The 25,017-nt window shown below is 57.3% G+C and carries 20 protein-coding genes; 17 read left to right on the forward strand and 3 right to left on the reverse strand.

Annotation, left to right across the window (positions count from 1 at the left end):
• Positions 1-258: 258 nt before the first annotated feature.
• Complete coding sequence (locus tag J4772_RS12015) at positions 259-1,959, forward strand: methyl-accepting chemotaxis protein (RefSeq protein ID WP_209075389.1); 1,701 nt, start codon at positions 259-261, stop codon at positions 1,957-1,959.
• 527 nt (positions 1,960-2,486) lie between these two features.
• Here the strand turns inward: J4772_RS12015 and J4772_RS12020 are convergent.
• Positions 2,487-2,912 carry a YlbF/YmcA family competence regulator gene (locus J4772_RS12020; RefSeq protein WP_116061069.1) on the reverse strand — a complete coding sequence of 142 codons (426 nt, stop codon included), beginning with the start codon at positions 2,910-2,912 and terminating at the stop codon, positions 2,487-2,489.
• Between the two features lie 244 nt (positions 2,913-3,156).
• Here J4772_RS12020 and J4772_RS12025 point away from each other — a divergent pair, with 244 nt between their 5' ends.
• The 3 genes from J4772_RS12025 to J4772_RS12035 all read left to right on the forward strand — a co-directional run bounded on the left by J4772_RS12025 (position 3,157) and on the right by J4772_RS12035 (position 6,364).
• A complete protein-coding gene (locus J4772_RS12025; protein WP_209075390.1) occupies positions 3,157-4,263 on the forward strand; it encodes a TIGR04053 family radical SAM/SPASM domain-containing protein in 1,107 nt (368 codons plus the stop codon).
• 36 nt (positions 4,264-4,299) lie between these two features.
• On the forward strand, positions 4,300-5,733 hold the full coding sequence (gene hemG, locus J4772_RS12030; protein ID WP_209075391.1) for a protoporphyrinogen oxidase: 1,434 nt from the start codon (positions 4,300-4,302) through the stop codon (positions 5,731-5,733).
• Positions 5,734-5,806: 73 nt separating this feature from the next.
• Entirely contained in the window at positions 5,807-6,364 is a 558-nt protein-coding gene (locus tag J4772_RS12035; protein ID WP_209075392.1) for a DUF309 domain-containing protein, read from the forward strand.
• On the opposite strand, the gene J4772_RS12040 is transcribed toward J4772_RS12035, so the two are convergent.
• Both J4772_RS12040 and J4772_RS12045 read right to left on the reverse strand, forming a co-directional pair.
• A complete protein-coding gene (locus J4772_RS12040) occupies positions 6,327-6,908 on the reverse strand; it encodes a beta-class carbonic anhydrase (RefSeq protein ID WP_209075393.1) in 582 nt (193 codons plus the stop codon). The genes J4772_RS12035 and J4772_RS12040 overlap by 38 nt on opposite strands.
• 2 nt (positions 6,909-6,910) lie before the next feature.
• Positions 6,911-7,246, reverse strand: coding sequence for an iron-sulfur cluster biosynthesis family protein (locus tag J4772_RS12045; RefSeq protein ID WP_209075394.1), 336 nt, complete (start codon positions 7,244-7,246; stop codon positions 6,911-6,913).
• Positions 7,247-7,349: 103 nt separating this feature from the next.
• On the opposite strand from J4772_RS12045, the gene J4772_RS12050 reads away from it, so the two are divergent.
• The 13 genes from J4772_RS12050 (at position 7,350) to J4772_RS12110 (ending at position 25,008) form a co-directional block, all read left to right on the forward strand.
• Positions 7,350-8,879: a carboxypeptidase M32 gene (locus tag J4772_RS12050; protein ID WP_116061074.1), complete on the forward strand. Its 1,530-nt coding sequence runs from the start codon at positions 7,350-7,352 to the stop codon at positions 8,877-8,879.
• Between the two features lie 208 nt (positions 8,880-9,087).
• Complete coding sequence (locus J4772_RS12055) at positions 9,088-9,651, forward strand: outer spore coat protein CotE (RefSeq protein WP_116061075.1); 564 nt, start codon at positions 9,088-9,090, stop codon at positions 9,649-9,651.
• A gap of 189 nt (positions 9,652-9,840) precedes the next feature.
• Complete coding sequence (locus J4772_RS12060; protein WP_209075395.1) at positions 9,841-11,274, forward strand: putative amidoligase domain-containing protein; 1,434 nt, start codon at positions 9,841-9,843, stop codon at positions 11,272-11,274.
• Between the two features lie 316 nt (positions 11,275-11,590).
• On the forward strand, positions 11,591-14,266 hold the full coding sequence (gene mutS / locus J4772_RS12065; protein ID WP_209075396.1) for a DNA mismatch repair protein MutS: 2,676 nt from the start codon (positions 11,591-11,593) through the stop codon (positions 14,264-14,266).
• Positions 14,263-15,690 carry a S41 family peptidase gene (locus J4772_RS12070; RefSeq protein WP_181917665.1) on the forward strand — a complete coding sequence of 476 codons (1,428 nt, stop codon included), beginning with the start codon at positions 14,263-14,265 and terminating at the stop codon, positions 15,688-15,690. The genes mutS and J4772_RS12070 overlap by 4 nt, the downstream gene beginning before the upstream one ends.
• Before the next feature lie 40 nt (positions 15,691-15,730).
• Positions 15,731-17,788, forward strand: coding sequence for a DNA mismatch repair endonuclease MutL (mutL, locus tag J4772_RS12075; protein ID WP_209075397.1), 2,058 nt, complete (start codon positions 15,731-15,733; stop codon positions 17,786-17,788).
• On the forward strand, positions 17,785-18,576 hold the full coding sequence (locus J4772_RS12080) for a class I SAM-dependent methyltransferase (protein WP_209075398.1): 792 nt from the start codon (positions 17,785-17,787) through the stop codon (positions 18,574-18,576). Before mutL ends, J4772_RS12080 begins: the two co-directional genes overlap by 4 nt.
• Positions 18,551-19,543, forward strand: a complete 993-nt coding sequence (miaA, locus tag J4772_RS12085) for a tRNA (adenosine(37)-N6)-dimethylallyltransferase MiaA (RefSeq protein WP_209075399.1) — start codon at positions 18,551-18,553, stop codon at positions 19,541-19,543. The genes J4772_RS12080 and miaA overlap by 26 nt, the downstream gene beginning before the upstream one ends.
• A gap of 29 nt (positions 19,544-19,572) precedes the next feature.
• On the forward strand, positions 19,573-19,815 hold the full coding sequence (hfq, locus tag J4772_RS12090; protein ID WP_094042585.1) for an RNA chaperone Hfq: 243 nt from the start codon (positions 19,573-19,575) through the stop codon (positions 19,813-19,815).
• A 159-nt stretch (positions 19,816-19,974) separates the two neighbouring features.
• Positions 19,975-22,497, forward strand: coding sequence for a transglycosylase domain-containing protein (locus tag J4772_RS12095; protein WP_209075400.1), 2,523 nt, complete (start codon positions 19,975-19,977; stop codon positions 22,495-22,497).
• Positions 22,498-22,717: 220 nt separating this feature from the next.
• Positions 22,718-23,278, forward strand: coding sequence for a ribonuclease FAU-1 family protein (locus J4772_RS12100; protein WP_116061082.1), 561 nt, complete (start codon positions 22,718-22,720; stop codon positions 23,276-23,278).
• Positions 23,279-23,313: 35 nt separating this feature from the next.
• On the forward strand, positions 23,314-23,946 hold the full coding sequence (locus J4772_RS12105) for a YdcF family protein (RefSeq protein ID WP_209075401.1): 633 nt from the start codon (positions 23,314-23,316) through the stop codon (positions 23,944-23,946).
• 72 nt (positions 23,947-24,018) lie between these two features.
• The gene (locus J4772_RS12110) at positions 24,019-25,008 is read left to right on the forward strand and encodes an AAA family ATPase (protein WP_116061084.1); all 990 of its coding nucleotides are present in this window, start codon (positions 24,019-24,021) and stop codon (positions 25,006-25,008) included.
• Positions 25,009-25,017 lie beyond the last annotated feature (9 nt).

Below are 25,017 nucleotides of genomic sequence, written 5' to 3' on the forward strand. Positions count from 1 at the left end.
CCGAAATCACTCCTTTAATAGTATTGCGATTAACCGTATCACCTCCTGTTTTCACTTTCTATATGTGGGCGATGAAATGAATTTTAATACAATATGTAGTGTTTATTAAGTGATTTTAATCACAATTCGGGCGGTTTTCGGTCGATTTCCACAGAATGTTTGTTTCCGTCCTCCAAAGTGACTTTTCTCACTAACCGGAATTTCTTTTCTTGCTATAATTTAGCAGTCCTTAATAGTCCAATTCTATCGGAGGGAATTATGAAAGCCGGGATCACTGGGAAAATGACCGCTATCGTCCTGTCCATCGTCCTTGCCAGTTCGGCCATCGTCATCTTTGTCAGCTACTGGAACAGCTACAATCAGATTAAGGCCGCGGCAGGAGAGGAATTGATCGGCTGCGCCAACATTACGCTCGGCATTTTCTCCTCCGGCGAGGTCAAGCGACTGGCGGACGGCGATGCCGCCCCGCTCGATCGGGTGCAACGAGACATCGGCTGGACGATTGCGCACAAGCCGATCTTCAAAAATCAATATATTTTGTCGCTGGACGGTAAGGTGTTGGCGGCAGATGCAGCGCTGCAAGCGCAAGGCGTAAAGGCGGGGGACTCCTTCTATCTGGATGAGAAAGCGCTTGATATGATCCGTACGATGAAACATCCCGCTTACTCCGATGTGTACGAATTTGCCGGCAGCAAGCGAATAACGGGCTATGCGCCGATCTTCGAAAATAACGATCCGAACGGGACGTTGATTGCGCTGAACGCGATCGATTTCGACGCCGCCATTTTGAGCGAGCGGACGTGGACAATGATCAAGGACTTAATGTTAATCTGTTTGGCGCTGCCTTTTGCGGCCGCGGCGATCACAATCTGGTTCGTGCGAAGAACGATCGCGCCGCTCAAAATCGTCAATGAGGAGGTCCGACGCGTCGCGGAAGGAGATTTCACCGCGATGACGGGAAAGATCAAAAGCCGGGATGAAGCCGGGCAGTTGTTCAAGAGCTTCGGCAGCATGGTCGGCGACTTGTCCGCATTGGCACGGGGGATGATGCAGACGTCGGCGCAATTGTCCGATGCCAGCCGCGAATTGACGTTGACGGCCGCCCATACGGGCGAAGCCTCCCGGCAAATTTCTCTGGCCGTGGACGAAGTTGCGGCAGGAGCGATGCGGCAGTCGGAGCGGGCCGGCTCGGTTATGGAGCTGGTGGAGCGCGCCAAGCGCGAGATCGTGAACGGGGAGGCCAAAGCCCGCACGGCCGCTTCCGTCGCCGGCCAGTCCACGGAAGAGGCGAAAAGAGGCGAATCGGCGATCGGGGAAGCCGTCGCGCATCTTGACTCCGTTATGGAGTCTGTCAAACGGTCCGTCGGTTCGATTCATACGCTGGGCGGACGATCCGAGGAGATCGGCGGGATCGTGACGGTTATCTCGCAAATTGCCTACCGGACGAACCTGCTCGCGCTGAATGCGGCGATTGAAGCGGCTAGAGCCGGACAGCAGGGCAAGGGCTTTGCGGTAGTGGCCGGAGAAGTGCGCCAATTGGCGGAGCAATCGAAAGCATCCGCAGAGCAAATCGCGGACATGATCGGAGAGATTCGGGAAGAGACGGCGCTTACCGTCGCCGCGATGGAGAACACGCTGGTCGCTGTCGAGCGGCAGACGATTTTTATGGTTCAAGGGAGAGAAGCGCTTGCTTCGATTACGGATCAAGTGCTTAGGACGGAACGAAGCGTGACGGAGCTGCAGCAAATATCGGAATATATCGCGCGGTTTATTGAGGAGGTAGTCGAAGCGACGACGGAATTCGTTCATTTTATCCAACAGACGGCCGCGTCGGCTCAGCAAGTATCGGCGTCGGCTCACGAGCAGTCCGGTTACGTCGATCGAATTGCGACGCAGGCCGGCGTACTGGAGCAAGTATCGACCGGTCTGACCGAGAGGGTTCGCAAGTTCAAAGTGTAGCCCGCAATGTCAAGTCGCACCGAAAGAAAATCGATGTTAAAGGTGCAAGGCGTATTTCCCTTCCTCTGATGCTATACGCTCCTGAAATTGGAATAGGAAAACCCGTTACAATGTTTCAGGAGCGTATGGGGCAGTCTACGAGCTAATCATGATCCTTAACACTTCCAGATAATCGCCAATGGTTATCCGTATAATCATCGAAGACGCTTAGTGACGTACAACCCTTGGGTATTGGTCGCTTTGTACGGTTTTTCGAACAAACGTCGTCCGTATAAGCCTGATTGGAGTTGCATTGTACGATTTTTCGGACAAACGTCCGTCGTTTAAGCCTGATTGGAGTTGCATTGTACGATTTTTCGGACAAACGTCCGCCGTTTAAGCCTGATTTAAGCTGCGTTGTACGATTTTCCGACTACTTCCCTCGCGGAAGTTTCTTCGTAGGAGTCTGCGAGAAGTATATGGCTTCTTTTTTAATCGTTCATCTTAAGCAAGTCTGCGGTATGCGGTATGGTGGGGAATGATCGCCTTTAGTGCCCGTGGCCGCTGCCGCAGCTGCCTCCGCAGCCGCAATCGCCCTTCTTGAGGTCGCCCGGCTCAGGCAGACGATCGAGTTCGACCGTTTTCGTAAAATACTGGCTGATTTTGTTGTGCAGTTGACCGAATTCGCGCTGGGCGTACAAAAACTTGCGAATGATCGGGTTGTCATACAACGCGCGTTCTTCTTCCTCGTAGGCGGAAACCTCTTCGGGCGTCAGTTCCGCCTCCGCGTCCTCCTTCTGACGGAGATGCTGATGCTTCTCCATAAAGCGTTCATATTGCTGCAGCGACTGTTCGTCCGAAGCGAAATGGTCGATTGCATCGCGCAGTTCCTTGTATGCTTCTTGCCCGAGCAACGTCTCGCAGAGCTCTTTCATTTTCTCCATAATCGGATCGCTGTCCAGCTTAATAATCATAGGTTGTCCTCCTTGTCGTCCTGCTCTTTCTCACTTTAATCCAAACGTGGACGATCGACTGTGACGACCCTCACACATCGAATGATGGCAGGATGTTATGATGACGTGGATCACAGTGTTGTCTGACAGGACACGCCTTGGCGAATCAGTGGGCGACCGCATCGCAGCTGGCAGGCGGACAGAAGCAGCAGGGCGGCCATCGCGAGCGCGCTCAAAGAGTAGCCGAAACGAAAGGAGCATTCTCATGTCGTCGATCGTTCGCGAGAGAGATTACAATGTCAATCCGTTTATCGTGATCTGGGAAGTGACCAGAGCCTGTGCTTTGAAATGTCTGCATTGCCGGGCGGAAGCGCAGTATCGCGCCGATCCGCGTCAATTGACCTTTCAAGAAGGGACGAAGCTGATCGACAGCATTGCTGAAATGGACAACCCTTTGTTCGTGTTCACTGGGGGAGATCCGCTGATGCGCCCCGATCTGTTCGAGCTTGCCCAGTATGCGATCGAGGAGAAACGGCTTCCTGTCTCGATGACCCCGAGCGCTACGCCAAGAGTGACGCGCGAGGCGATCCGTAAAGCGAAGGAGGTCGGGCTGTCGCGCTGGGCGTTCAGCTTGGACGGATCGCGGGCGGAAATCCACGATCATTTTCGCGGCACCAAGGGCTCCTACGATCTGACGATGAGAGGGATCGAATACTTGCAGGAGATGCAAATTCCGATCCAGATCAACACGACGGTCTCGCAGTATAATCTTCATGATCTTGACGCGACGGCCGAGAAGGTGAAGGAGATGGGCGCAGTACTGTGGAGCGTCTTCTTCCTCGTACCGACCGGGCGCGGCATGGAGAAGGACATGATTTCCCCCGAGCAGCACGAAGAGGTGATGAAGTGGCTGTTCCAGGTGCAGCAGCGCATGCCGTATGGCGTGAAAGCGACGGAAGCGCCCCATTTTCGCAGGGTGTTTATGCAGGAGAAGCTGCGCGCGGGAGCGGGACAGGAGCAGGCGGGGGCAAAAAGAGCCGATTTGCTCGGGCGCGCGCAAAAAGGGGTTAACGACGGGGACGGCTTCGTCTTCATCAGCCATATCGGCGACGTGTATCCGAGCGGGTTCCTGCCGATCTCCTGCGGGAACGTTCGGGAGCGGCCGCTGCCGGACATTTACCGCACCTCGCCTATGCTGCAGCGGCTGCGCGATAAATCGCAGCTCAAAGGAAAATGCGAGGTATGCGAGTTCAAGGAGCTGTGCGGCGGCTCTCGGGCAAGAGCGTACGCAACGACCGGAGATGAGCTGGAAAGCGATCCGTACTGCGCTTATATTCCGAAGAAATGGCGGGAAATCAGCCCGGTCGTTTGAAGCGTTCAGCGACGGATGAAGAAAGGCGGGGACGCGATGGATGGGAAAAGGCTGAAGATCGTCGTGGCGGGCGGAGGAATTACGGGAATGAGCGCGGCTTTTTATGCCGTTAAATACTTTGCGGAACGACAGATGCCGGTCGACATCGTTCTAGTGGAGAAAAGTCGCAGGCTGGGCGGTCATATTCGTACGATTCATCGGGACGGCTTCATTATCGAGCAGGGTCCGGATTCCTTCCTGGCTCGCAAAGCTCCCGTCATGAAGCTGATTCGCGAGTTGAATTTGGAGGCGCGTCTGGCGGCGACCAATCCGGATCCGCAAGCGAAAAAAAACTACATCCTGCATAAAGGGAAGCTTCATGAGATGCCGCTGGGGCTCGTGCTCGGCATTCCGACAGCGCTGGCGCCTTTCGTCAAAACCGGCCTCGTATCCCCGCTCGGCAAGCTTCGCGCCGCGATGGATTTGCTGCTGCCGCGAAGGAAGGACGACGCCGACGAATCGTTGGGCGGTTTTATCCGGCGCCGGTTGGGCCGGGAGGTGCTGGACAACATTACGGAGCCGCTGTTGGCTGGCATATATGCCGGAGAAACGCAATCTCTGAGCCTGCAGGCGACCTTCCCGCAATTCCGCCAGATCGAGCGCGATTATCGCAGCCTGATGATCGGAATGCTGGCAGGCAAGAAAAGCGCACCGCCCGCATTGGCGGATGGGCCGGAGATCGCGCGAAAAAGCCTGTTTCTAACGTTCGATCAAGGGTTGTCGACGCTGGTGGAACGATTGGAGCAATCGCTGCCGACGGTCCGGAAGCTGACGGGAGAGGGCATTAATCGGATCGAAAAGGATGCGGAGGGATATCGACTGCTGCTAGAAAGCGGAAATGCTCTGCATTCGGACGGCTTGATTATGGCACTCCCGGCCGCGGAGGCTGCAAGACTAATGCCGGATGTTGCCGAGACCGAGTGGTTAGGGCGCATCCCGTATGCTTCGGTAGCGAACATAGCTCTGGCCTATCGCGCTGAGGACATCCCCGGCAAGCTGCAAGGCTCCGGTTTTGTAGTCCCTCGCAGAGAAGGCAGACTGATTACGGCTTGTACCTGGTCGTCTTCCAAGTGGCCCCATGCCGCTCCGCCAGGCAAAGCTCTGCTGAGAACCTATGTCGGAAGGGCGAATGCGCAGGAATGGCTGCTTATGTCGGAAGAGGAGCTGATCGCGAGCGTTCGGGCGGATCTTCAAGCGACGATGGGCATCGTCGCCGAGCCGCTGTTCATCGAAATCAGCCGCTGCCATCGCTCGATGCCGCAGTATCCGGTCGGGCACCGCGAACGCTTAAGGGAGCTGCGGGCTAATCTGGCGTTGGAGAAGCCGGGCGTATGGCTGTGCGGGGCGGGCTACGAAGGCGTCGGCATTCCCGACTGCATCGAGCAGGGACGACGAGCCGCCGAACAGGCGGTGTCGTACGCGCTGTCTTAATTTCCATGCAGAGCGCCCGAAATTGCGCTATGCTAGAGAAAGAAGGAAGAGACAGTAGAGGGGAAGAAGCAGGATGAGCGCGATCGAGTATCCTCAAGCGTACATCGATTTTTTGGCCGAATATTACGGCTCGCGGGATTATTTCGAATGTCACGAGATTATGGAGGAATATTGGAAGGAGGATGAGCTGCCGGCTTATCGCACGTGCTGGCTTGTGCTGATCCGTATCGCGGTGTGCCAGTATCATTCCCGCCGGGGAAATTGGGGCGGCGCGATCAAGCTGATGAGCAAAGCCGCGACGGAAGCGGAGCCCGCGCTGTTCGACCGACTGGGCGTCGACGGCGGCGAGCTGGCTGAGCTGCTTAAGCGTACGGCGCTGGAATGGAGCGGGCCGGGAGCCGCTTATCGCGACATCGATCTGCCGATTCGCGATGAGCGCTTGCTGGCCGCCGCGCGCCGTCGCTGCGCTGAGCTAGGCTATACGTGGGGCTTGCCGGGAGCGAGAGCGGGAGAGGATATCATCCACCGGCATCTGACGCGCGATCGGGAGGAAGTCGTCGCCGCGCGGGCGGAGTCGGCAAGGCGCAAGGCGCTCAGTCGTGAGCTTCCAGAGCCTGGTAGCCGTCCGTAACGACCTCGAGCTCCCCTGTATCGGGATGAATGATCAGGCCGTGCACAGGCGTACCCGGAGGGAGCAGCGGATGGTTGCGCATAAATTCCACGCTGTTCTCGACGCTCTCGCGGACGCTGTCGAAGCCGGTGAGCCAGCGGTACAGATTGATGCCGGAGTGGCGCAAGGTGTGGATGACATGCTCCGGTATGCCCCGAGCCTGCATATGCTTCACGACCTCGTTCGGATCGATGCCGGTCATGCCGCAGTCGTGGTGGCCGACGAGAAACACTTCGTCGGCATGCAGCTCGTACAGCGCCACAAGCACGCTTCGCATAATGTTGCCGAACGGGGAAGTGATGATCGCTCCGGCGTTTTTAATAATTTTGGCGTCACCGTTTTTCATATTCATCGCCTTCGGAAGCAGCTCCGTCAGACGGGCGTCCATACAGGTGACGATGATGACTCTTTTCTCAGGAGGCCGGTTCGTCGTCAAATATTGCTCGTAATCTTTGCCTTCGACGAATTGTTTGTTGAAGGCTAATATTTCGTCCATTTTACGCAAAGTCATTGCTCCTTTGGTCGCCGATCTTCCAGCCGAAGCTGATTGCTATAGATTTGGCCGTCGCTGGCCAGCTTAAACGCGCGTTTGGAAGGGGCGTAGGAAACCCGCATCCGCTCGTCAAAAAATACCTCGTGCCGCTTCTCGTACCACACTTCGACTCCGTTGCTCTCCGCCTGCAAATCTCCCTTTTCCGGTTTCCGGATCACCCACAGCGCCGCAACTCCGTTCATTGCGCAGCCGCAGCCCTCGGAGTCCGACACCAGCTTCAAGATTCGCGCCTCTTGACCGTACCTCGCCGCAATCTCCGCCAAGGCCGCTTCGCTCCACTCCACGATCATGTCGTTTCCTCTTTTCTGAAATAAACGGTAAAGTTGATTATAAAGATAGCGGAGAGTATGATCAAGATGACAATATCGAGTCGAGAAAGGTTGTGCCCATACGATGAGCAACGCAGAGCTGACCGTATCGTCGCCGCTGAAGCGGTTTCGGGAATTGACGGGTCAAATTAAACAATACGAGGAAATTCTGGGTCTGGTTTATTGGGATATGAGAACCGGAGCGCCGCGCAAAGGCGTCGAGCAGCGCTCGGAAGCGGTGGGAGCGCTGTCCGCGGAGACGTTTAAGCTGTCGACGTCCGAGGAGATGGGCGAGCTGTTGCAGCAGCTCAACAAGCCGGAACAATTGGCGGAGCTGGGCGAGATCGACCGTCGGCTTGTCGAGGAGACGACGAAGGATTACGAACGCAATCGGCGCATCCCTCCGGATATGTACCGCGAGTATGTCGTACTAACCTCTCAATCGGAGTCCGCATGGGAGGAGGCGAAGGCGAACGACGATTTCGCTAACTTCGTTCCTTATTTGGAGAAAATCATCGACTTTAACCGCAAGTTCATCGAACTGTGGGGCGTAAAGACGACTCCATACGATACGCTGCTGGATATGTATGAACCCGGACTGACGACGGAGGAGCTGGATCGGTTGTTCGGAGAGCTTAGGGCGCGGCTTGTGCCGCTGGCCGAGCAAATCGCTTCATCGGGCAATCGGCCCGATACCTCCTTCCTGGTCGGCGAATTTGCCAAAGAGGCCCAGAAGAAGTTCAGCAACCTGATTTTGAAGGAAATGGGCTACGATTTCGAGGCCGGCAGGCTGGACGAGAGCGTGCATCCGTTCGCAACGGGCTTGAACAAGAACGATGTGCGCATTACGACGCGTTATTTGCCTGACGATTTGACGAGCGCGCTGTTCGGTACGATTCACGAGTGCGGCCATGCGCTCTATGAGCAGAACATCAAGGACGAGCTGGCGACTACGCCGCTCTGCACGGGAACGTCCATGGGCATTCACGAATCGCAATCCCGTCTGTGGGAAAATATGGTCGGACGCAGCTTCGGGTTCTGGTCGCAATATTTGCCGGCTCTGAAGGCGCATTTTCCGGGGCAGCTTGACGATGTGTCGACGGAGGCGTTCTATCGAGGCATTAATGTGGTGGAGCCGTCTCTGATCCGAATCGAAGCGGATGAACTGACCTACAACCTCCATATTATGATCCGCTACGAGATCGAGAAGATGCTCTTTAATGAAGGTTTGAATCCGCGCGATCTGCCGGAGGTGTGGAACCGCAAGTACGAAGAAGCTTTGGGCGTTACGCCTCCGAGCAATGCGCAGGGCGTTCTTCAGGACGTGCACTGGTCGGGCGGGGCTTTCGGTTATTTTCCGTCCTACTCGCTCGGCAATATGTACGCGGCGCAGATTATGGACATCGCGCGCCAAGAAATTCCCGATCTGGACGATCAGATCGCCTCCGGGCAATTGTTGCCGCTTAAGGACTGGCTGACCGACAAGGTATACCAGTACGGCAAGCTGCAGCGTCCGGCCGAAATTATCGAGCGAATCAGCGGGAAGCCGCTGCAATCCTCGTATTTGTGCGACTATCTGGAAAATAAATACCGGGATATCTACCGTTTGGAGTAGGAAGGCCGAGCCGTACGCAAATAGGCCGATGAGTAGACTCCATTCATTTTTCATATGAATGAGAAAAAACGGAAGTCAATTTCCGCCCATGCGATCATACAATGAAACGAATAAGTTCAAGTCGGTGCATGGATACATTTTTGTCACTCTAGACGAATGTCCTGCATAGACTTTAAGTGACTTGATCGTATGGAGGAGGTCTATCGAAATGGCTATTGCGGATAAACGGCTGCAGCGCAGGGAAATCATCACGAAGGCAGTTTGCGGCAAAGGCCGTAAGTTCTCGACGATTACCCACACCGTAACGCCGCCGCACCACCCGACCAGCATACTGGGCGCGTGGATCATCAACCACCAGTATGAGGCGGTGAAATCGGGGAACGGAATCGAAGTCATCGGGTCTTACGATATCAACATCTGGTACTCGTACAGCAAAAACTCGCAAACCGACGTAGCGAAAGAGACGATCTCCTACGTGGAACACGTTCCTTTGTCTTACGTCGACCCGAGGCACCGCACTTCCACCGAAGAGGTTTCCGCGGACGCAACGCAGGAGCCCAACTGTGTGGAAGCGACGGTCAGCTCTAACGGGTCTTCCGTCCTGATCCGCGTCGAACGGGAATTCGCCGTGGAAATGGTAGCGGAGACGAAGGTATACGTCATCGTCGATCCGATCGGGGGAGACGACGACGGCAAAGACGTCGAATTTGGCGTGGGCGAGGATGCGGATTACGAAGACCTTGATTCCGATCTTCTGGAAGACGATTTGTGATCGGTTCGGTCATCGGCCGGTACTTAAGTCTATGCGGACGCAGATCAAAAGTCGAGGGCGGATGCCCTGTCGGATCAACGGGATAAGCCTGATTGCAGCAGGGGCAAACATGGGGAAGGGTCATTCGGCTTCGGCGTTTACGCGCCGCCTGCGGGACGGCCCTTCCCGTGTTTGAATGGAGGGAGCCGGATGGCGCACGGAGCCGGAACGTTGAAAATGTGGATTGCCGGCGGCGCCGGGGCGAATGCATGGAAGGAGCTCGCTCGCGAAGCGGGTATTCCTCTGCTGCGGACGCCGGAGGAGGCTGGGCCGAACGATTGCGTCGTCTTGACGGGGACGAAGCCGTTCGGAAAATCGGCCGCTTTGCCGCTATCCCCTTGGCTTATGAACGCGGCGGCAACCCGGCTGGCGGAACTGGATGGCCGGGAGCTGGAAAGACGGCTGCGTCGCGAAGGCATATCCGCGCGGATCGGGGAGAAAGGCAGTATGACGCTGACCGTATCCGTATGGGGCTTCCATGCGCTTGAAATGCGCAGAGACTTCGCCGGCGACAGCATGGGATATGGAAGGAATCGGCTGCAGGACGCAACCCGGAAAATGACAATTGCCCAAGAGCACGCGTTCTGGAAACCCGCCGAAAAAATGGCCGTTCGGGCGGTCTATGCACTTGGGCTCGATTTTGGACAAGTTGAGCTTAGAGTAAGCGACCAGGGCAGGCTCGCCGTCATCGCTGTTGATCCCCGGCTGACGCTGCATACGCTTGAAGCGAAGCAGAGATGGCGGGAGGCGGTGGAAATCTTCTCTGCCGGCTGGAGAGCCGAGACTGCATCGGCAACGAGCGTACGGGCGATGCTTGGGGCGGACCCGGAGTTTGTGCTGCTCTCGAGCGCCGGTCGGGTCGTGCCGGCCTCTCGCTATTTTCCGTATGGGGGAGAAGCGGGGTGCGACTCTATTCGCGTGCGCGGCGAGAAAATATGGCCGCTTGTAGAGCTGCGGCCGCGCCCGTGCCCAGAGCCGGCGCAGCTGACGGCTGAGCTGCATAGCTTGCTGAGGGAGGCGGCCGGGCGCACCGCCGGCGCCGGCTTGTCGTGGCGCGCCGGGGCTTTGCCCGTGCGAGGCTTGCCGCTGGGCGGGCACGTCCATTTAAGCGGAGCGGCTTTGCACGGCGAGCGGCTGCGCGCGCTCGACAATGCCGTTGCGCTGCCGCTTCGATTGCTGGAGCCCCCGGGAGCGGGAAGCCGCCGCCCGCGCTACGGTGCGCTCGGCGATGTGAGGCGACAGCCTCATGGCGGCTTTGAGTATCGGACGCCGCCAAGCTGGCTCGTATCGCCGCGACTCACGCTTGGCGTATTCTCGTTGGCGAAGATGGCTGCCGAGCATTCGCGAGAATTGGCGGCTTGCGGTCGTCCTCTGGACGAGGAACAGGTGCGCGAGGCATTTTATACAGGGGATCGGGATACTCTGCTGCCCGCCGTTAGACGTGTGTATGAGGCGATTGCCGGGACTGTGGGTTACGAGGCGTATCGCGAATCGGTCGATTTTGTCTTTGACGCGATCGAACGGGGAAAAAGCTGGAACGAAGGGGCCGATATCCGCGTGAAATGGCATATTCCTGTACGCTGACGAGAGACTGACGAGACGTGCGAGAATGCGAGCTAGTTGCGGATGAGGGCAAGCACGTTGCAGTTCTTGCGGATGGAATATAGAGCTGCGACTATCAAATTTTGACGGGGATAGGCGGTACTTGTGGCGCAACTCCGGAAAAGCGACTCTATTAATAAGCCCCTTAGTAGACTGCGACTATTAAGCATGTATGGCAACTTATCGGCATTAAGCCGGATTTTAGCCGAGTGGTTCCCCCGGGGTGTCCCGGTCCGTCTCGATTTGATATAATGAGATATTGAACTTTGCACTGCTGCAAAATATCGGGAGGAAGACCATGGCTGGATATACCCCCATGATGGAGCAATATTTGTCGGTAAAAGCGACGGCGAAAGATGCTTTGCTGTTTTTCCGTTTGGGCGATTTCTATGAAATGTTTTTCGAGGACGCGAACACGGCGTCGAGAGAGTTGGAGATTACGCTGACTGGGCGGGGCGCGGGCATGGAGGAGCGGGTTCCGATGTGCGGAGTTCCGCACCATTCAGCCGAAGGATACATAGCTAGATTGGTAGAGAAGGGCTATAAAGTCGCCGTGTGCGAGCAAGTCGAAGATCCGGCCAGCACGAAGGGCGTCGTACGGCGCGAGATCGTCCGCATCGTGACGCCGGGAACGGTGATGGATGCGAAGCTGGTCGGCGACGCATCCAATAACTTTATTGTCGGAACGGCGTCGCAAGGCGGTCGAATCGGCATTGCGGCGTGCGACTTGACGACCGGGGAGCTTTATTTGACCTCGTTCGGTCAGTCGTCGGAGGCGATCAACAATGTGCTGAACGTATACCGTCCGTCGGAAGCGGTCGGCGACGAGGCGGCGATCGCGGCCATTCGCGAGACGCTGCATCCGGCCGGCCGCGTTTTGTCGACGACGGTGCGCGAGGACGCCGGAACGGACAAGCTGGCCGAGCAATTTCCGGAGGAGCGATGGGACGCGCACGAATCGGTGCGTCAGCTTGCGGTGTCGCGTCTTGTCTCGTATTTGGAGGAGACGCAGAAGAGGTCGCTTGCGCATCTGCGCACCGTTAAAGCTTACGACACGGAAGCTTATATGTCCTTGGACGCGTTTACGCGGCGCAACCTCGAGCTAACGGAGACGATACGCGACCGTTCCCGCAAGGGTTCGCTGCTCGGGCTGCTTGATCGCACCCGAACGGCGATGGGCGCGCGTCTGCTGAAGCGCTGGATCGACCAGCCGCTGCTCAGCCGCGAGGAGACCGAGCGCAGGCTGGATGCAGTCGAAGCGCTTAACAAGGACTGGATCAAGCGCAAGGAGCTGCGCGACGAACTGGGCGAAGTGTACGATCTGGAGAGACTGGCCGGAAGAATCGCTTACGGAACGGCCAATGCGCGCGACCTGAACGCGCTAAAAAATTCGCTCAGACGCATTCCCGCCGTCCAGGAGCTGTGCGAGAGCCTCGGAGCGGTTCCGCTTGATTCTCTTGCGCAAGGGATGGACGCTTGCGAAGATATCGCGGACGCGATTGAGGCGGCGATCGCGGAAGAGCCTCCGACCACGATTAAAGACGGCGGCATTATCCGTTCGGGCTATAGCGAGAAGCTGGACGAGCTGAGAGAGGCGAGCCAGAACGGCAAGCAATGGATTGCCGAGCTGGAACGCCGCGAGCGCGAGGCGACGGGCATCAAGTCGCTCAAGATCGGCTTCAACAAAGTGTTCGGCTATTACCTGGAGGTGACTCGGGCGAATCTTGCTAGCTTACCTGAGGGTCGCTATGAAAGAAAGCAGACGTTGGCCAACGCCGAGCGGTTCGTCACGCCGGAGCTGAAGGAGAAGGAAGCGCTCATTCTGGAAGCGGAGGACCGAATGTTCGATCTCGAATACGAGACGTTCATCGCCCTGCGCGATCAGATCGCCGGGCAGATGTCGCGGCTGCAGCGTCTGGCGGAAAGCGTCGCTGCGCTCGACGTGCTGCAGTCGTTCGCCGAGGCGAGCGCAGAACGACGCTATACGCGGCCAGGCTGGACCGACGGCGCAGGCTACGACCTGTTAATTGAAGAAGGGCGCCACCCGGTCGTGGAGTCGGTGAACGAGAACGGCGTGTTCATCGCCAACGAAACCGCGCTTACGGAAGACGGAGGCTCGATCCTGCTGATCACCGGGCCGAATATGGCCGGGAAGAGCACGTACATGCGTCAGGTGGCGATGATCTGTCTGATGGCCCAGATCGGCTGCTTCGTTCCGGCGCGCCGGGCGGTGCTGCCGTTTGTCGACCGGATATTCACTCGGATCGGCGCGGCCGACGATCTGGTCGGCGGTCAGAGTACCTTTATGGTGGAAATGAAGGATATTCAGATTATGACCGAGCAGGCGACTTCCCGCAGTCTGATTATCATCGACGAGTTGGGACGCGGCACCTCGACGGACGAAGGAATGGCGATCGCTCAGGCGGTCATCGAATACGTGCATCATCATATCGGCTGCAAGGCGCTGGTCTCGACCCATTTTCACGAGCTGGCTCATCTCGAATCGTCCTTAAGCGGCCTTCGCAACGGCTGTATGGCAGTCAGAGAAAGCGCGGACGGAGTCACGTTCCTGCGCAAGCTCGTACCGGGCGCAGCCGACTCCAGCTACGGCATCTACTGCGCTGAGCTTGCCGGATTGCCGGAGACCATCGTCTCCCGCGCGTATTCGCTCCTGAATGATCGGGATACGGCGCCAGTCGCTGTCGCGCAGATGAAGTCGGAACCGATTAGCCCGCAAGCCCAAACGGTCAGAGAGACAGCGGCGACCGGCGTAGAGTCGTCCCCGCAGTCGATCATGCAGCTCAGCCTGTTCGCCGAAGAAGCGCCCCCAGCCAAGGCGGCAAAGCCGACTTCGGCCGACAAGGTACTGGACAAGCTCAGGAAGCTCGACGTGATGAGAATGACGCCGATGCAGGCGTTGGAATGGCTGAACGATGCAAGAAACCAATTAACGGAGAGCGGGGGCGCGTCATGAATTTGAATTGGGTCAGAAAAATCAAGCATTCTGTCGTACTGCTGCTTACGTTCTCGTTATTTTTCGTTTATATTCCTGCGGCGCTGGGCGCAACCGCTCAGCAGACTGAGGAAGTAAGAGAGCTTCTCGAACAATATCATTTGAAGAATCCCCAGGATACGGATCTCGCGAACAAGGAAATCGACGAAATGGTCGATTCGTTGAACGATCCGTATACGGAGTATTTCGACGATGACGAATGGTCGGCCTACAGCTCCGAGCTGGAGCAGACTTTCGTCGGCATCGGCATCGTCATGAGAGAAGACAAAGGCGGCGTTTACGTAGAGGATGTCATCGCGGAGAGTCCGGCTTCGTCGGTCGGCATACTGGCGGGAGATCTTCTCGTCAGCGCGGACGGCAAATCGTTCAAAGGAAAATCGATGGCCGACATTCAGAAGGAAATTCGCGGCGAAGAAGGAACGTCCGTAGCGCTAACCGTGTCTCGCAGCGGCAAATCTCTGAAATTCAAAATTACGCGCAAGTCTGTGCATGTGCCGGTCGTTTCGACGAAAATGCTCGATCAGGGAATCGGCTACTTGGCGCTCTCCAGCTTTACTTCCGAGGCGGGCAAAGAGGTGAAGCGAGAGCTGGAGAAGCTCGAGAAGAACGGCCTCTCTTCCCTCGTGCTGGATTTGCGCAATAACGGCGGCGGATACGTCGTCGCCGCGCAGGAAATCGCCGGGCTGTTCGTCGAAAAGGGCGTGCTGGCGCACATGAGAGATCGTACCGGACATGACGAGCCGTTGTCCATCTCCGGAACGAAGAGGCCTTACGAGGTCGTCATCCTCGTCAACGGCAATACGGCGAGCGCGTCGGAATTGCTGTCGGGCGCGCTTCGGGATTACGGAGTCGCGCAGCTGGTCGGCGCTAAAACCTACGGTAAAGGCGTCGTGCAATCGCTGATGCCGCTTAGCAGCGGAGGCGTGTTGAAAGTGACGATTCAAGAATATTACACCCCGAAGGGGAAAAAGGTGGACCAAGTCGGCCTGGCGCCGGACTTGGCGCTGAGCGGAGCCGCCGAGCAGCTGATCGGCGCTTTCCGTCTCGCGGGCGGCAAGAAATTGGCCGCAAGCTGGCAGAATGGCATTCTGACGGTTAATGGCATACGCATGTCGCAGCCGGATGCCGCGCGCAAAGAACAGAACCTGTGGTACGTCAACTTGAAGCTGGGCGCCGAAATCGCGGGAGCCAAGCTGTCGTACGATGCCAAGAACCGCACCTATACGCTGGCAAAAGGAAATCAGAAGGAGACGATCAAGCAAGGCGATTCCCGCATCCTAATCAAGGACGGGCGCACGAGTCTCGATGTTCGTCTGCTGGCGAAATGGTTCAAAGGCGTTACGTTCTCGACATCCGGAGATACGTTGAAGCTCGGCTCGCGATAATTAAACGAGTTATGAGGAATAAGGAAAGGGGGAGAAAGAGATGGGAATCATACGCCCGCTTGACGAGCATTTGGCGAACCAGATTGCCGCGGGAGAGGTCGTTGAACGTCCGGCTTCCGTTCTGAAGGAGCTGATCGAGAACGCCGTCGACGCCGGGGCCAGTCGAATCGACGTATCCGCGGAAGAGGGCGGTCTGCAGTTGCTTAGAGTGGCGGACAACGGCGCCGGCATACAGCCGGACGATATGCTGACCGCTTTCCAGCGACATGCGACAAGCAAAATATCGACGGATAAAGATCTGTTCCAGATCGCGACGCTCGGGTTTCGCGGCGAAGCGCTGCCGAGTATCGCGGCGGTGGCCAAAGTGAAATGCGTCAGCGCGACGGACGACAGCGGGCTCGGCAGCCTGCTTGAGATCGAAGCCGGAACGGTGACAACCAATCGCGAGACGAATGCGCCCAAAGGCACGGAGATGGTCGTCAAGGAAATCTTCTACAATACGCCTGCGCGGTTGAAATATATGAAGACGATCCAGACCGAGCTGGGCCACTTGTCCGATATCGTTTATCGGCAGGCGCTGGCGAGGCCGGACATCGCGTTTACTTTTTCGCACAACGGCAACGTGCTGCTGCGAACGCCGGGAAAGGACGATCTGCGCCAAGTCGTGGCGGCGATCTACGGAACGGCTTCGGCGAAGGCGATGATCGAGGTGCAGGATGAGAACCCGGACTATTCTCTGAACGGCCTGACCGCAATGCCGACTGAAACGAGAGCGAACCGCAATGCGTTGACCGTACTTGTCAACGGTCGTTACGTCCGCAGCCAAGCGGTCGTGCAGCCGCTGCTTCAGGCATATCATACGCTGCTGCCGCTGCACCGTTATCCGCTTGCCGTGCTTAACCTGCGAATGCATCCGACGCTTGTAGACGTCAACGTCCATCCGGCCAAGCTGGAGGTGCGCTTCAGCAAAGAAGTCGAGCTGCGGGCTTTCGTAGAGGGCGCGATCAAGAAAGCGGTAGGCAAGACGGCCTACATTCCGTCGGGAACGGCCGTTCGGTCTCCGAAGACAAACTCGTGGGTACAGGAGCAGATTCGTTTTCAGCTTCCGCCGGCAACGGAGGTGGCCGATCGTGAGCAAGCGCCGCTGCCTGAACCGCCGGAGGAACCGACGAGGGAGCCGCTCGGACGACAGCAGACCGACTTCGTGAAGGAGACGGCTACGTCCTATGAACGGAGCGAAGCTTCGCAGACATCGGCCGCGCCCTTCGAGCGGGGGGAAACTTCGCCTGCATCGTCTTCAACCTACGATCGCCGGGATGCTTCGTCAGCAACGTTCGCATCCAGTCCGTCTCAGGCGACCGCAGTGTCGAATGCTTCCTCTCGGCCGCAGTCCGGCCAGCCGCCGGCGCGTTCGTCGACTGCATGGCCTGCGGCGACCGGCGCTTCGGACCCGATTCCGTCCGAGGTATGGAAGAGCGCGTTCGCCGCGCCAGCCGTCCAGCCCGGGGTTCCGGAGTTTCCGGAGCTCGGCTGGGTCGGACAGCTGCACGGCACGTATATCGTGGCGCAAAATCCGAACGGGCTGTATTTGATCGACCAGCACGCCGCTCACGAGCGGATTAACTACGAGTATTATTACGACAAATTCGGGCGGCCGGAGGAAGCGAGCCAGGAGCTGCTGCTCCCGATGACGCTGGAGTTTGCCCCGGATGAGTGCGCCCTGCTTCGCGGACGATTGGCTGCCTTCGAGAGCGCCGGGGTATATATGGAGGATTTCGGGGGAAATACCTTTATCATAAGGGCGGTGCCTCACTGGTTCCCTTCCGGCGACGAAGCGGCGATCGTCCGCGAAATGGCGGAATGGATCATTCAGGAGAAAAGCGTCGATTTGCGCGTGCTGCGGGAGCAGGCGTCGATTATGTGTTCTTGCAAGGCGTCGATCAAGGCGAATCAGGCGCTGACGCGGGAATCGGGAGAGAAGCTGCTGCAGCGGCTGGCCGCCTGCAAGCAGCCGTACACTTGCCCGCACGGAAGGCCGATCGTCGTCAGCTTCACAACCTACGAGCTCGAAAAAATGTTTAAGCGGGTGACGTCTTGATCGTAACGACTTCGCAGCGGCCTTCCGAGGAAACGGTCGAAAGGGCCGTCCGGTTGGCCGCAGAGTTGGGCGTTGTCCGCGTTGCAAGGGAAGGTCGGACGATCCGCTCGCTGCAGACAACGACGGATGACACAGAGGTACTTGTCGTCGGTCCGCAGGATATTCGTCTGCACGGCGAGGGCGAGCAACCGTTCTATTTTCATCCGAGCATGGCGCTTGTCCGAATCAAGGGCCTGCTGGCCGGAGGTCGCGATTCGCTGCTTGAGGTATCGGGCGTCAAGCCGGGGGATACAGTGATCGACTGCACGGCGGGATTGTGCGCGGACTCGCTCGTATTCAGCTGGGCGGCGGGAGCGGCGGGCAAGGTCGTGGCGCTGGAAGCGGTGCAGACGGTGCATGTTGTCGTGCGGGAGGGACTGAAGACGTATGAGACCGGCCTTCAGGATGCCGATCAGGCGCTGCGCGCCATCGAAGCCGTGCATGCGAGCTGCGAGGAATGGCTTCCCGGGCTGCCGGACGACAGCGCGGACATCGTCTACTTCGACCCGATGTTCGAGAAGCCGGTGATCGCTTCGAGCTCGCTCGTCCCGCTGCGGACTCGCGCCTTTCACGGGCCGTTGACGCCGGAAACGGTGCGGGAGGCCAAGCGGGTCGCTCGCAGGCGAGTCGTTCTTAAAGACCATCGCGACAGCGGAAGGTTCGAACAGCTCGGCTTCCGGCTGGCCAAGTCGTCCTCGTCCGCCGTCGCTTACGGAGTGATAGATGTTGAGTCATGCAGAAGAGGATAACCGTCCGCCGCTGCTCGTGCTTGTCGGGCCGACGGCGGTGGGCAAAACCGCGCTCAGCCTGAAGCTGGCCAAAGCGTTGAACGCGGAAATTATTAGCGGCGATTCGATGCAGGTATACCGGGGAATGGATATCGGCACGGCCAAGCTGATGCCGGAGGAGATGGAGGGCGTTCCGCACCATCTCATCGACATCCGCGAGCCGGAGCATCCCTTCTCCGTATCGGAGTTCCAAAGCGTATGCGCCGATGCCATCGACGAAATTCATAGCCGCGGCCGCCTGCCGTTTATGGTTGGAGGGACCGGATTATATGTGGAATCCGTCTGCTACGGTTTTCGATTTCAGGATTTCGGAGCGGACGAGGCGTATCGGACCGAGATGAGAGCGTATGCCGCCGAGCACGGCGCGCAGGCGCTGCACGACAAGCTGGCCGCAATCGATCCGGCTACGGCAGCCAAGCTGCATCCGAACGACGAGGGACGGATCATTCGCGCGCTCGAGGTGTTCCGTCTAACGGGCAAGCCGCTTTCCGAGGCGCAGAGCCAGTCCCGCGGCGATGTCAAGCGTTCGCCCTATAAGCTGTGCCTGATCGGGTTGACGATGGACCGGGAGGAGCTTTACGGAAGAATCGACGCGAGAGTGGATCTGATGCTGGAGGCCGGACTGGTGGAGGAAGTGCGCCGATTGCTTAATGCCGGGGTGCCGAGAGGCGCCGTATCGATGCGCGGTCTCGGCTACAAGGAGATCGCCGCTTACTTGGACGGGGAGACCTCTTACGAGGAAGCGGTGACGCTTCTTAAGCGGGATACGCGGCATTTTGCCAAGCGGCAGCTAAGCTGGTTTCGCCATATGCAGGGGCTCGAATGGGTGGATGTAGGCGACGCTGCAAAAAACAGCGCCCTTTTCGAAAGTATATGTGCTATAATAGCAGGAAAGTTTCAGATTGATATTGAATATAATTGTTCATAAATATTAGTGGCGATGGGGGTTTACGGCCAATGAACAAGTCCATTAACATCCAGGATACCTTTCTCAATCAACTTCGCAAAGACAGCATTCCGGTCACTGTTTATTTGACCAACGGGTTTCAAATTCGCGGCATCGTTCGCGCGTTTGACAACTTCACCATCGTGATCGACAGCGAGGGACGCCAACAAATGGTGTATAAGCATGCGATCAGCACGTTTATGCCGCAGCGCAACGTCTCTCTCATGCAGCAGGACAGCGGGACGGATAACTGACCCGCCGTCTTCACGGCAGCGGTCAAGTGAAACTTTTCCCCAGCCATATGCGTCTAAGAGAATAGGCCGGCACATGAGCAACCCGCTAACCGGGTTGTTCTTTCTTTCTAGGCTGGGTAAATTAGAGACAGAGAGATACGGATAGAAGGGGAGACACAGATGAACCAACCGACAGTTCCAAGCCGATCGAGCAGCGCGGAGAGAAGCGGCAAGAGCGGCAGCAAGGGAAAAGGCAACGGGAATGGCGCAGGAAAGCGCCCGCGCAAGGGCAAGAAGAAGCTTGCGCTCGTGTGGCTGTTCTTCATCGTATTGATAGCAATCGTATGCGCGGTCGTCGGTTATTTGCTCGTTATTTTGAACGGGGAACGTATTCTTAACGCCAATATCAACAAATTGAATCTGGATAAAGCTTCGATTGTCGTAGATCGCAATGGCACCGAGGTTGCCAAGCTGTACAATGCCGAAGGCAATCGGGAGTTCGCGCCGATCTCGACCATTCCGAAGGTTGTGCAGGATGCGTTCGTCGCAACCGAGGACAAGCGCTTCTACGAACACAACGGCGTCGATCTGCTCGGCATCGGCCGCGCGCTCGTCAAGGACGTCATCGCCCGCAGCGCGGTTGAGGGCGCCAGTACGATTACCCAGCAGCTCGCCAAAAACCTGTTCCTGAACGCGGACAAGACGATTTTCCGTAAAGGCACGGAAGCTTCCATCGCGCTCGCGCTTGAGCAGAAAATGACGAAGCCGGAAATTTTGGAGCTGTATTTGAACCGGATTTATTTCGGAAAAGGCCAATACGGCGTCAAAACGGCGGCGAAGTACTATTTTGACGTGGACGATCTGGAGGAACTGGAGCTGTGGCAGATTGCGACGCTGGCCGGCATGCCGAAGGCGCCGAACACGTACAACCCGATCCGCAACCCGGAGAAGTCGATGGAACGGCGCTCGGTCGTGCTGAAGCTGATGTACGATCAAGGGCTGATTACGGAGAAGGAAAAGGAAGCCGCGGCGAAAGAAGTATACAAGCCATCCAAGGCGAGCCAGGTAGATGACAAATACTTGGCATTCCTTGATTACGTGCTCGACGAGGCGCAGGAGAAAACGAACCTCACCGAGGAAGAGCTGCGCAGCGCCGGTTATATCATTACGACAACGCTGGATACGAAAGCGCAGACGATCGCAGAGAAGGAGTTCGCCAACGCCGAACGATTCGAGAAAAGCGTAGACGAGCAGATCGTCCAGGGCGCGATGGTCATTATGAACCAGCATGACGGATCGCTTGTGGCGATGGTCGGCGGCCGAGACTACAAAGCGCAGGGCTGGAACCGCGCAGTGAAGCAGAGACAACCCGGTTCGTCGTTTAAGCCGATCATCGACTACGGACCGGCGCTTGAAACCGGCAACTACTTCCCGTGGTCGACCGTTCAGGACGTGAAGCAGTGCTTCGGCGACTACTGCCCTTCGAACTCCAATCGCAACCAGTATCTGGGCGCTATCCCGATGAGCCAGGCGATTAAGGAATCGCGCAACGTTTCGGCGGTCTGGCTGCTGAACGAAATCGGGATCGGCAAAGGATTGGAATTCGCCAACAGGCTCGGTATCGAGCTTGGCAAAGAAGACCGCAACCTATCGATCGCGCTTGGCGGTCTGACGCACGGCGTCACTCCGCTCCAAATGGCGAGAGCTTACTCGGCGTTCGCGAACGGCGGCAAGCTTTACGAGCCGCATAGCGTCCTCAAAATCGAGGACGTCAACGGCAAATCGATCTACGAATTCAACGAGAAGCCCGAGCAGGTCATGAAAGAGACAACCGCGCATTATGTGACGGAGCTGCTTTCGGGCGTCGTTCAGAAAGGCGGAACCGGCACGCGGGCTGCCATCAGCGGTCGCACCGTGGTCGGGAAGACGGGTACGACGCAAGCGGGTATTCCGAACCTGAGAACGAGCAAAAACCGCGATGTCTGGTTCGTCGGGTATACGCCGGAGCTGACGGCGTCCGTCTGGTTCGGCTACGATAAGACGGACAAGGATCATCTGCTCGACGGCAGCAGCGGTCAGGCCGCTTCGATGTTCTCCGCGGTCATGTCCAAGGTGCTGGAAGGCTACAAGAAGAAGAGCTTCCCCGTGCCTTCGGGCGTGCAGGAGGAAGAGGAGCAGAAGCTGGACGCCGTAAGCGGTTTGATGGTCTCGTACTCTCCGGAGACGGTCAGCGTCGATCTGCTCTGGACCGCGGTGCCGGGGGAAGAAATTACGTACCGCATCTACCGGAAGGAAGCTGCCGAGCAGGAATTCAAGATGATGGCCGAAGTCGAAGGGACGACGTACGACGATATGGCTCTGCTGCCGGATCAGACGTACACGTATTACGTGACGGCATATCAAGCGTCGAAGTCGCTTGAGAGCGAGCCGTCCGATCAGCAGACGATTACGGTGACTTCCGGCATGGAGACTACGCCTCCGACCGGAGAGGAAGGCGAGGAGACGATTCCTCCGGTGGAGACGGGCGAACCGACCGAAACGACGGAGCCGCCGATCGAGGTGCCGGGAGAATCGCCATCGCAGACCCCGACGCCTTCGGAGGGAGTTCCGCCGCCGGAGACGAGCGAAAGTCCGAGTCCGGACATTCCGGTCACCGAAGGCGATGACGGAACCGTTCCGCTGGTTGGCACTTTCCCTCAATAAGCTTGATACGCAAGGACGATCTCGGCTGCATGATGCCGGAATCGTCCTTGTTTCATGTGCGCCCGATCGGATCTGCAGGGGGCAAACTGGTTCGTAAAGGCAACTTGTGGTAAGCTTTTTATATGTAGAGTTGTCTTAAGGCAACGCGAGTAGGACTTTAACGACACTGTGTGAGCATACTAGGCTTACAAATGTTGAACGGACGGAAAGGAAAGTCGTGATGAAGCGTAAATTTTCGGATCGGGCCAACTGGCGGCGGATTTTAAAGAAAAGCTATGCATGCGTACCCATGGATGAGCCTCAGTTCAGAGGTTTCGTAACGCTGTACCGGATTCACGAGCTGCGCGACCCTCTGTGGAAGGAGTACAACGGGAAAAGAATGTGTTTGGCGGATCGCGGATATTTATGGATGCAGCATTTTCCTAAAGGAGAGCATTTCGTCGTGACGACGATGTTCGACGATCAGGGCCAAGTCGTACAGTGGTACATCGACATCTGCAAAATTCAAGGGTTAACCGATCAGCAGGTTCCATGGTTCGACGATCTGTTTTTGGACATTGTGGTGCTTCCGACGGGGGAGAAGCTGCTGCTGGACGAAGACGAGCTGGAAGAGGCGCTGGAGGAAGGGGAGATCACGCCCCGCGATTCCGCTATGGCGCGCAAGACGGCGGCTCGGTTGATGGATTTGATCAAGCAAAATAAATTTCCGTATTTCGACTTGAGCTTACAGCATCGCCGAATGCTGCTAAACAAGCTGGGCTGGGATAAGAGCCCGATATGACGCTCGGTCGGCAGGGAGAAGGGAGGTCGTCGGGCATGGAGACAGCCTTCGAACCCGTTAAACGCGGCAAGTGGAAAAAGAGAGTGCTGCGGCTGTTGGCGCTTGGAGCGGCAGCACTGCTCCTCTGGTGTCTGACGATTTACGTGATTGTCGTTCGGTTCGACGGCATTCCCGGAGAGGGCAAACCGACTCCTTCGGACGTCGGCATCGTGCTTGGCGCAAGGCTTTGGAACGACGAGGCAAGTCCCGGGCTGAAGGAACGGCTCGATCTCGCTCTGGAGCTGTATGAGGAAGGCGCGTTCGCCAGCATCATCGTTACCGGAGGATTGGATGGCGGCGGTGCGACGATTACCGAAGCGGAAGGGATGCGCAACTATCTTACGGCCAAAGGCGTGCCCGAATCGGCCGTACTAATGGATACGCTGTCCCGAAGCACATATGAGAATTTGCTTTTCGCAAAGGACATTATGGAGAGCAATGGCTGGAACTCCGCATTTGTCATCACGCACAGCTATCACGGCTCAAGGGCGGCGGACATTGCGCGGAAGGTGGGCATTTCCCCGTTGCAAGTCAGCGTTACGGATTCCGAAGTGCTGAATGTGCCGTATCATCAAGCGAGAGAGGTGCTGGCCTACACGAAGTGGCTTGGCACGAAGCTGTTCCTATGACTAGGGATCGGACGAACGGAATACATTGGTATTGCGGCTAATCGTCGACTCGAGTTCACGGGGTGAAGCTTGATGAACGTTAAAGCGGGAGCGCCTGAGGCCAAGATGGCTGCTGCTTCGTCTTCCCGTCCGTCCCGGCAAATCAATATTGTTCTGCGCAATGCGGACCAGGATACGACGGCCGGCTATGCAAGCGCAGCCGATCCTTCGGGCAGTCTAAAATCGTTGCCTCAATCCGGCCCGTGGGCGGAATGGCACAAGGAACTGGATCGTCTGGTCGGACTGGACGATATCAAAGAACTCGTCTACGAAATTTACGCGCTGCTGCAGATTATGCAGTATCGCAGCGAGGCGAGCCTGCAGGCGCAGGCTCATGTGTACCATATGATCTTTAAGGGCAATCCGGGCACAGGCAAAACGACGGTAGCCCGTCTGCTCGCGAAGCTGTTCCAGAGCATGGGACTGCTCGCCAAAGGCCATCTGGTCGAGGTGGAACGAGCCGATCTCGTCGGAGAGTACATCGGACATACGGCGCAGAAAACCCGCGATCTGGTCAAGAAGGCGCTGGGCGGCGTGCTGTTCGTGGACGAAGCGTATAGTTTGGCGCGAGGCGGAGAGAAGGATTTCGGTAAAGAAGCCATCGATACGCTGGTTAAGGCGATGGAAGACTACAAGAATCAATTCGTCCTCATTCTCGCCGGCTATACGCTGGAAATCGACTCTTTTCTGATGACGAATCCGGGGCTGCCGTCCCGTTTTCCGATTCAGATGACATTTCCGGATTATTCGGTCGATCAGTTGATCCAGATTGCCGAAGGCATGGCCAAAGATCGCGAGTATACTCTGCTTCCGCAGACGATTTACAAGTTCAGACAGCTGCTCGTCCAGGAAAAATCGGAAGCGATCTGCGATTTCAGCAACGCTAGGTTTGTCAGGAACGTTCTCGAGCGGGCGATCCGCTATCAGGCGGTACGGCTGCTGTCGCAGCATCCGGGCTCGTCGCCGGGGCGTCAGGAGCTGATGGCGCTAAGGCCGGAGGACGTTCGCGGATTGCAACACTAACGGAATGAG

This window comes from Cohnella sp. LGH (assembly GCF_017671885.1).
Lineage (GTDB): Bacteria > Bacillota > Bacilli > Paenibacillales > Paenibacillaceae > Cohnella > Cohnella phaseoli.

Bases quoted from the DNA above. Each gene is read 5' to 3' on its own strand.
- J4772_RS12015 (WP_209075389.1), top strand. From the start codon at position 259: ATGAAAGCCGGGATCACTGGGAAAATGACCGCTATCGTCCTGTCCATC.
- J4772_RS12020 (WP_116061069.1), bottom strand. From the start codon at position 2,912: ATGATTATTAAGCTGGACAGCGATCCGATTATGGAGAAAATGAAAGAG.
- J4772_RS12025 (WP_209075390.1), top strand. From the start codon at position 3,157: ATGTCGTCGATCGTTCGCGAGAGAGATTACAATGTCAATCCGTTTATC.
- hemG (WP_209075391.1), top strand. From the start codon at position 4,300: ATGGATGGGAAAAGGCTGAAGATCGTCGTGGCGGGCGGAGGAATTACG.
- J4772_RS12035 (WP_209075392.1), top strand. From the start codon at position 5,807: ATGAGCGCGATCGAGTATCCTCAAGCGTACATCGATTTTTTGGCCGAA.
- J4772_RS12045 (WP_209075394.1), bottom strand. From the start codon at position 7,246: ATGATCGTGGAGTGGAGCGAAGCGGCCTTGGCGGAGATTGCGGCGAGG.
- J4772_RS12050 (WP_116061074.1), top strand. From the start codon at position 7,350: ATGAGCAACGCAGAGCTGACCGTATCGTCGCCGCTGAAGCGGTTTCGG.
- J4772_RS12055 (WP_116061075.1), top strand. From the start codon at position 9,088: ATGGCTATTGCGGATAAACGGCTGCAGCGCAGGGAAATCATCACGAAG.
- J4772_RS12060 (WP_209075395.1), top strand. From the start codon at position 9,841: ATGGCGCACGGAGCCGGAACGTTGAAAATGTGGATTGCCGGCGGCGCC.
- mutS (WP_209075396.1), top strand. From the start codon at position 11,591: ATGGCTGGATATACCCCCATGATGGAGCAATATTTGTCGGTAAAAGCG.
- J4772_RS12070 (WP_181917665.1), top strand. From the start codon at position 14,263: ATGAATTTGAATTGGGTCAGAAAAATCAAGCATTCTGTCGTACTGCTG.
- mutL (WP_209075397.1), top strand. From the start codon at position 15,731: ATGGGAATCATACGCCCGCTTGACGAGCATTTGGCGAACCAGATTGCC.
- miaA (WP_209075399.1), top strand. From the start codon at position 18,551: ATGTTGAGTCATGCAGAAGAGGATAACCGTCCGCCGCTGCTCGTGCTT.
- hfq (WP_094042585.1), top strand. From the start codon at position 19,573: ATGAACAAGTCCATTAACATCCAGGATACCTTTCTCAATCAACTTCGC.
- J4772_RS12095 (WP_209075400.1), top strand. From the start codon at position 19,975: ATGAACCAACCGACAGTTCCAAGCCGATCGAGCAGCGCGGAGAGAAGC.
- J4772_RS12100 (WP_116061082.1), top strand. From the start codon at position 22,718: ATGAAGCGTAAATTTTCGGATCGGGCCAACTGGCGGCGGATTTTAAAG.
- J4772_RS12105 (WP_209075401.1), top strand. From the start codon at position 23,314: ATGGAGACAGCCTTCGAACCCGTTAAACGCGGCAAGTGGAAAAAGAGA.
- J4772_RS12110 (WP_116061084.1), top strand. From the start codon at position 24,019: ATGAACGTTAAAGCGGGAGCGCCTGAGGCCAAGATGGCTGCTGCTTCG.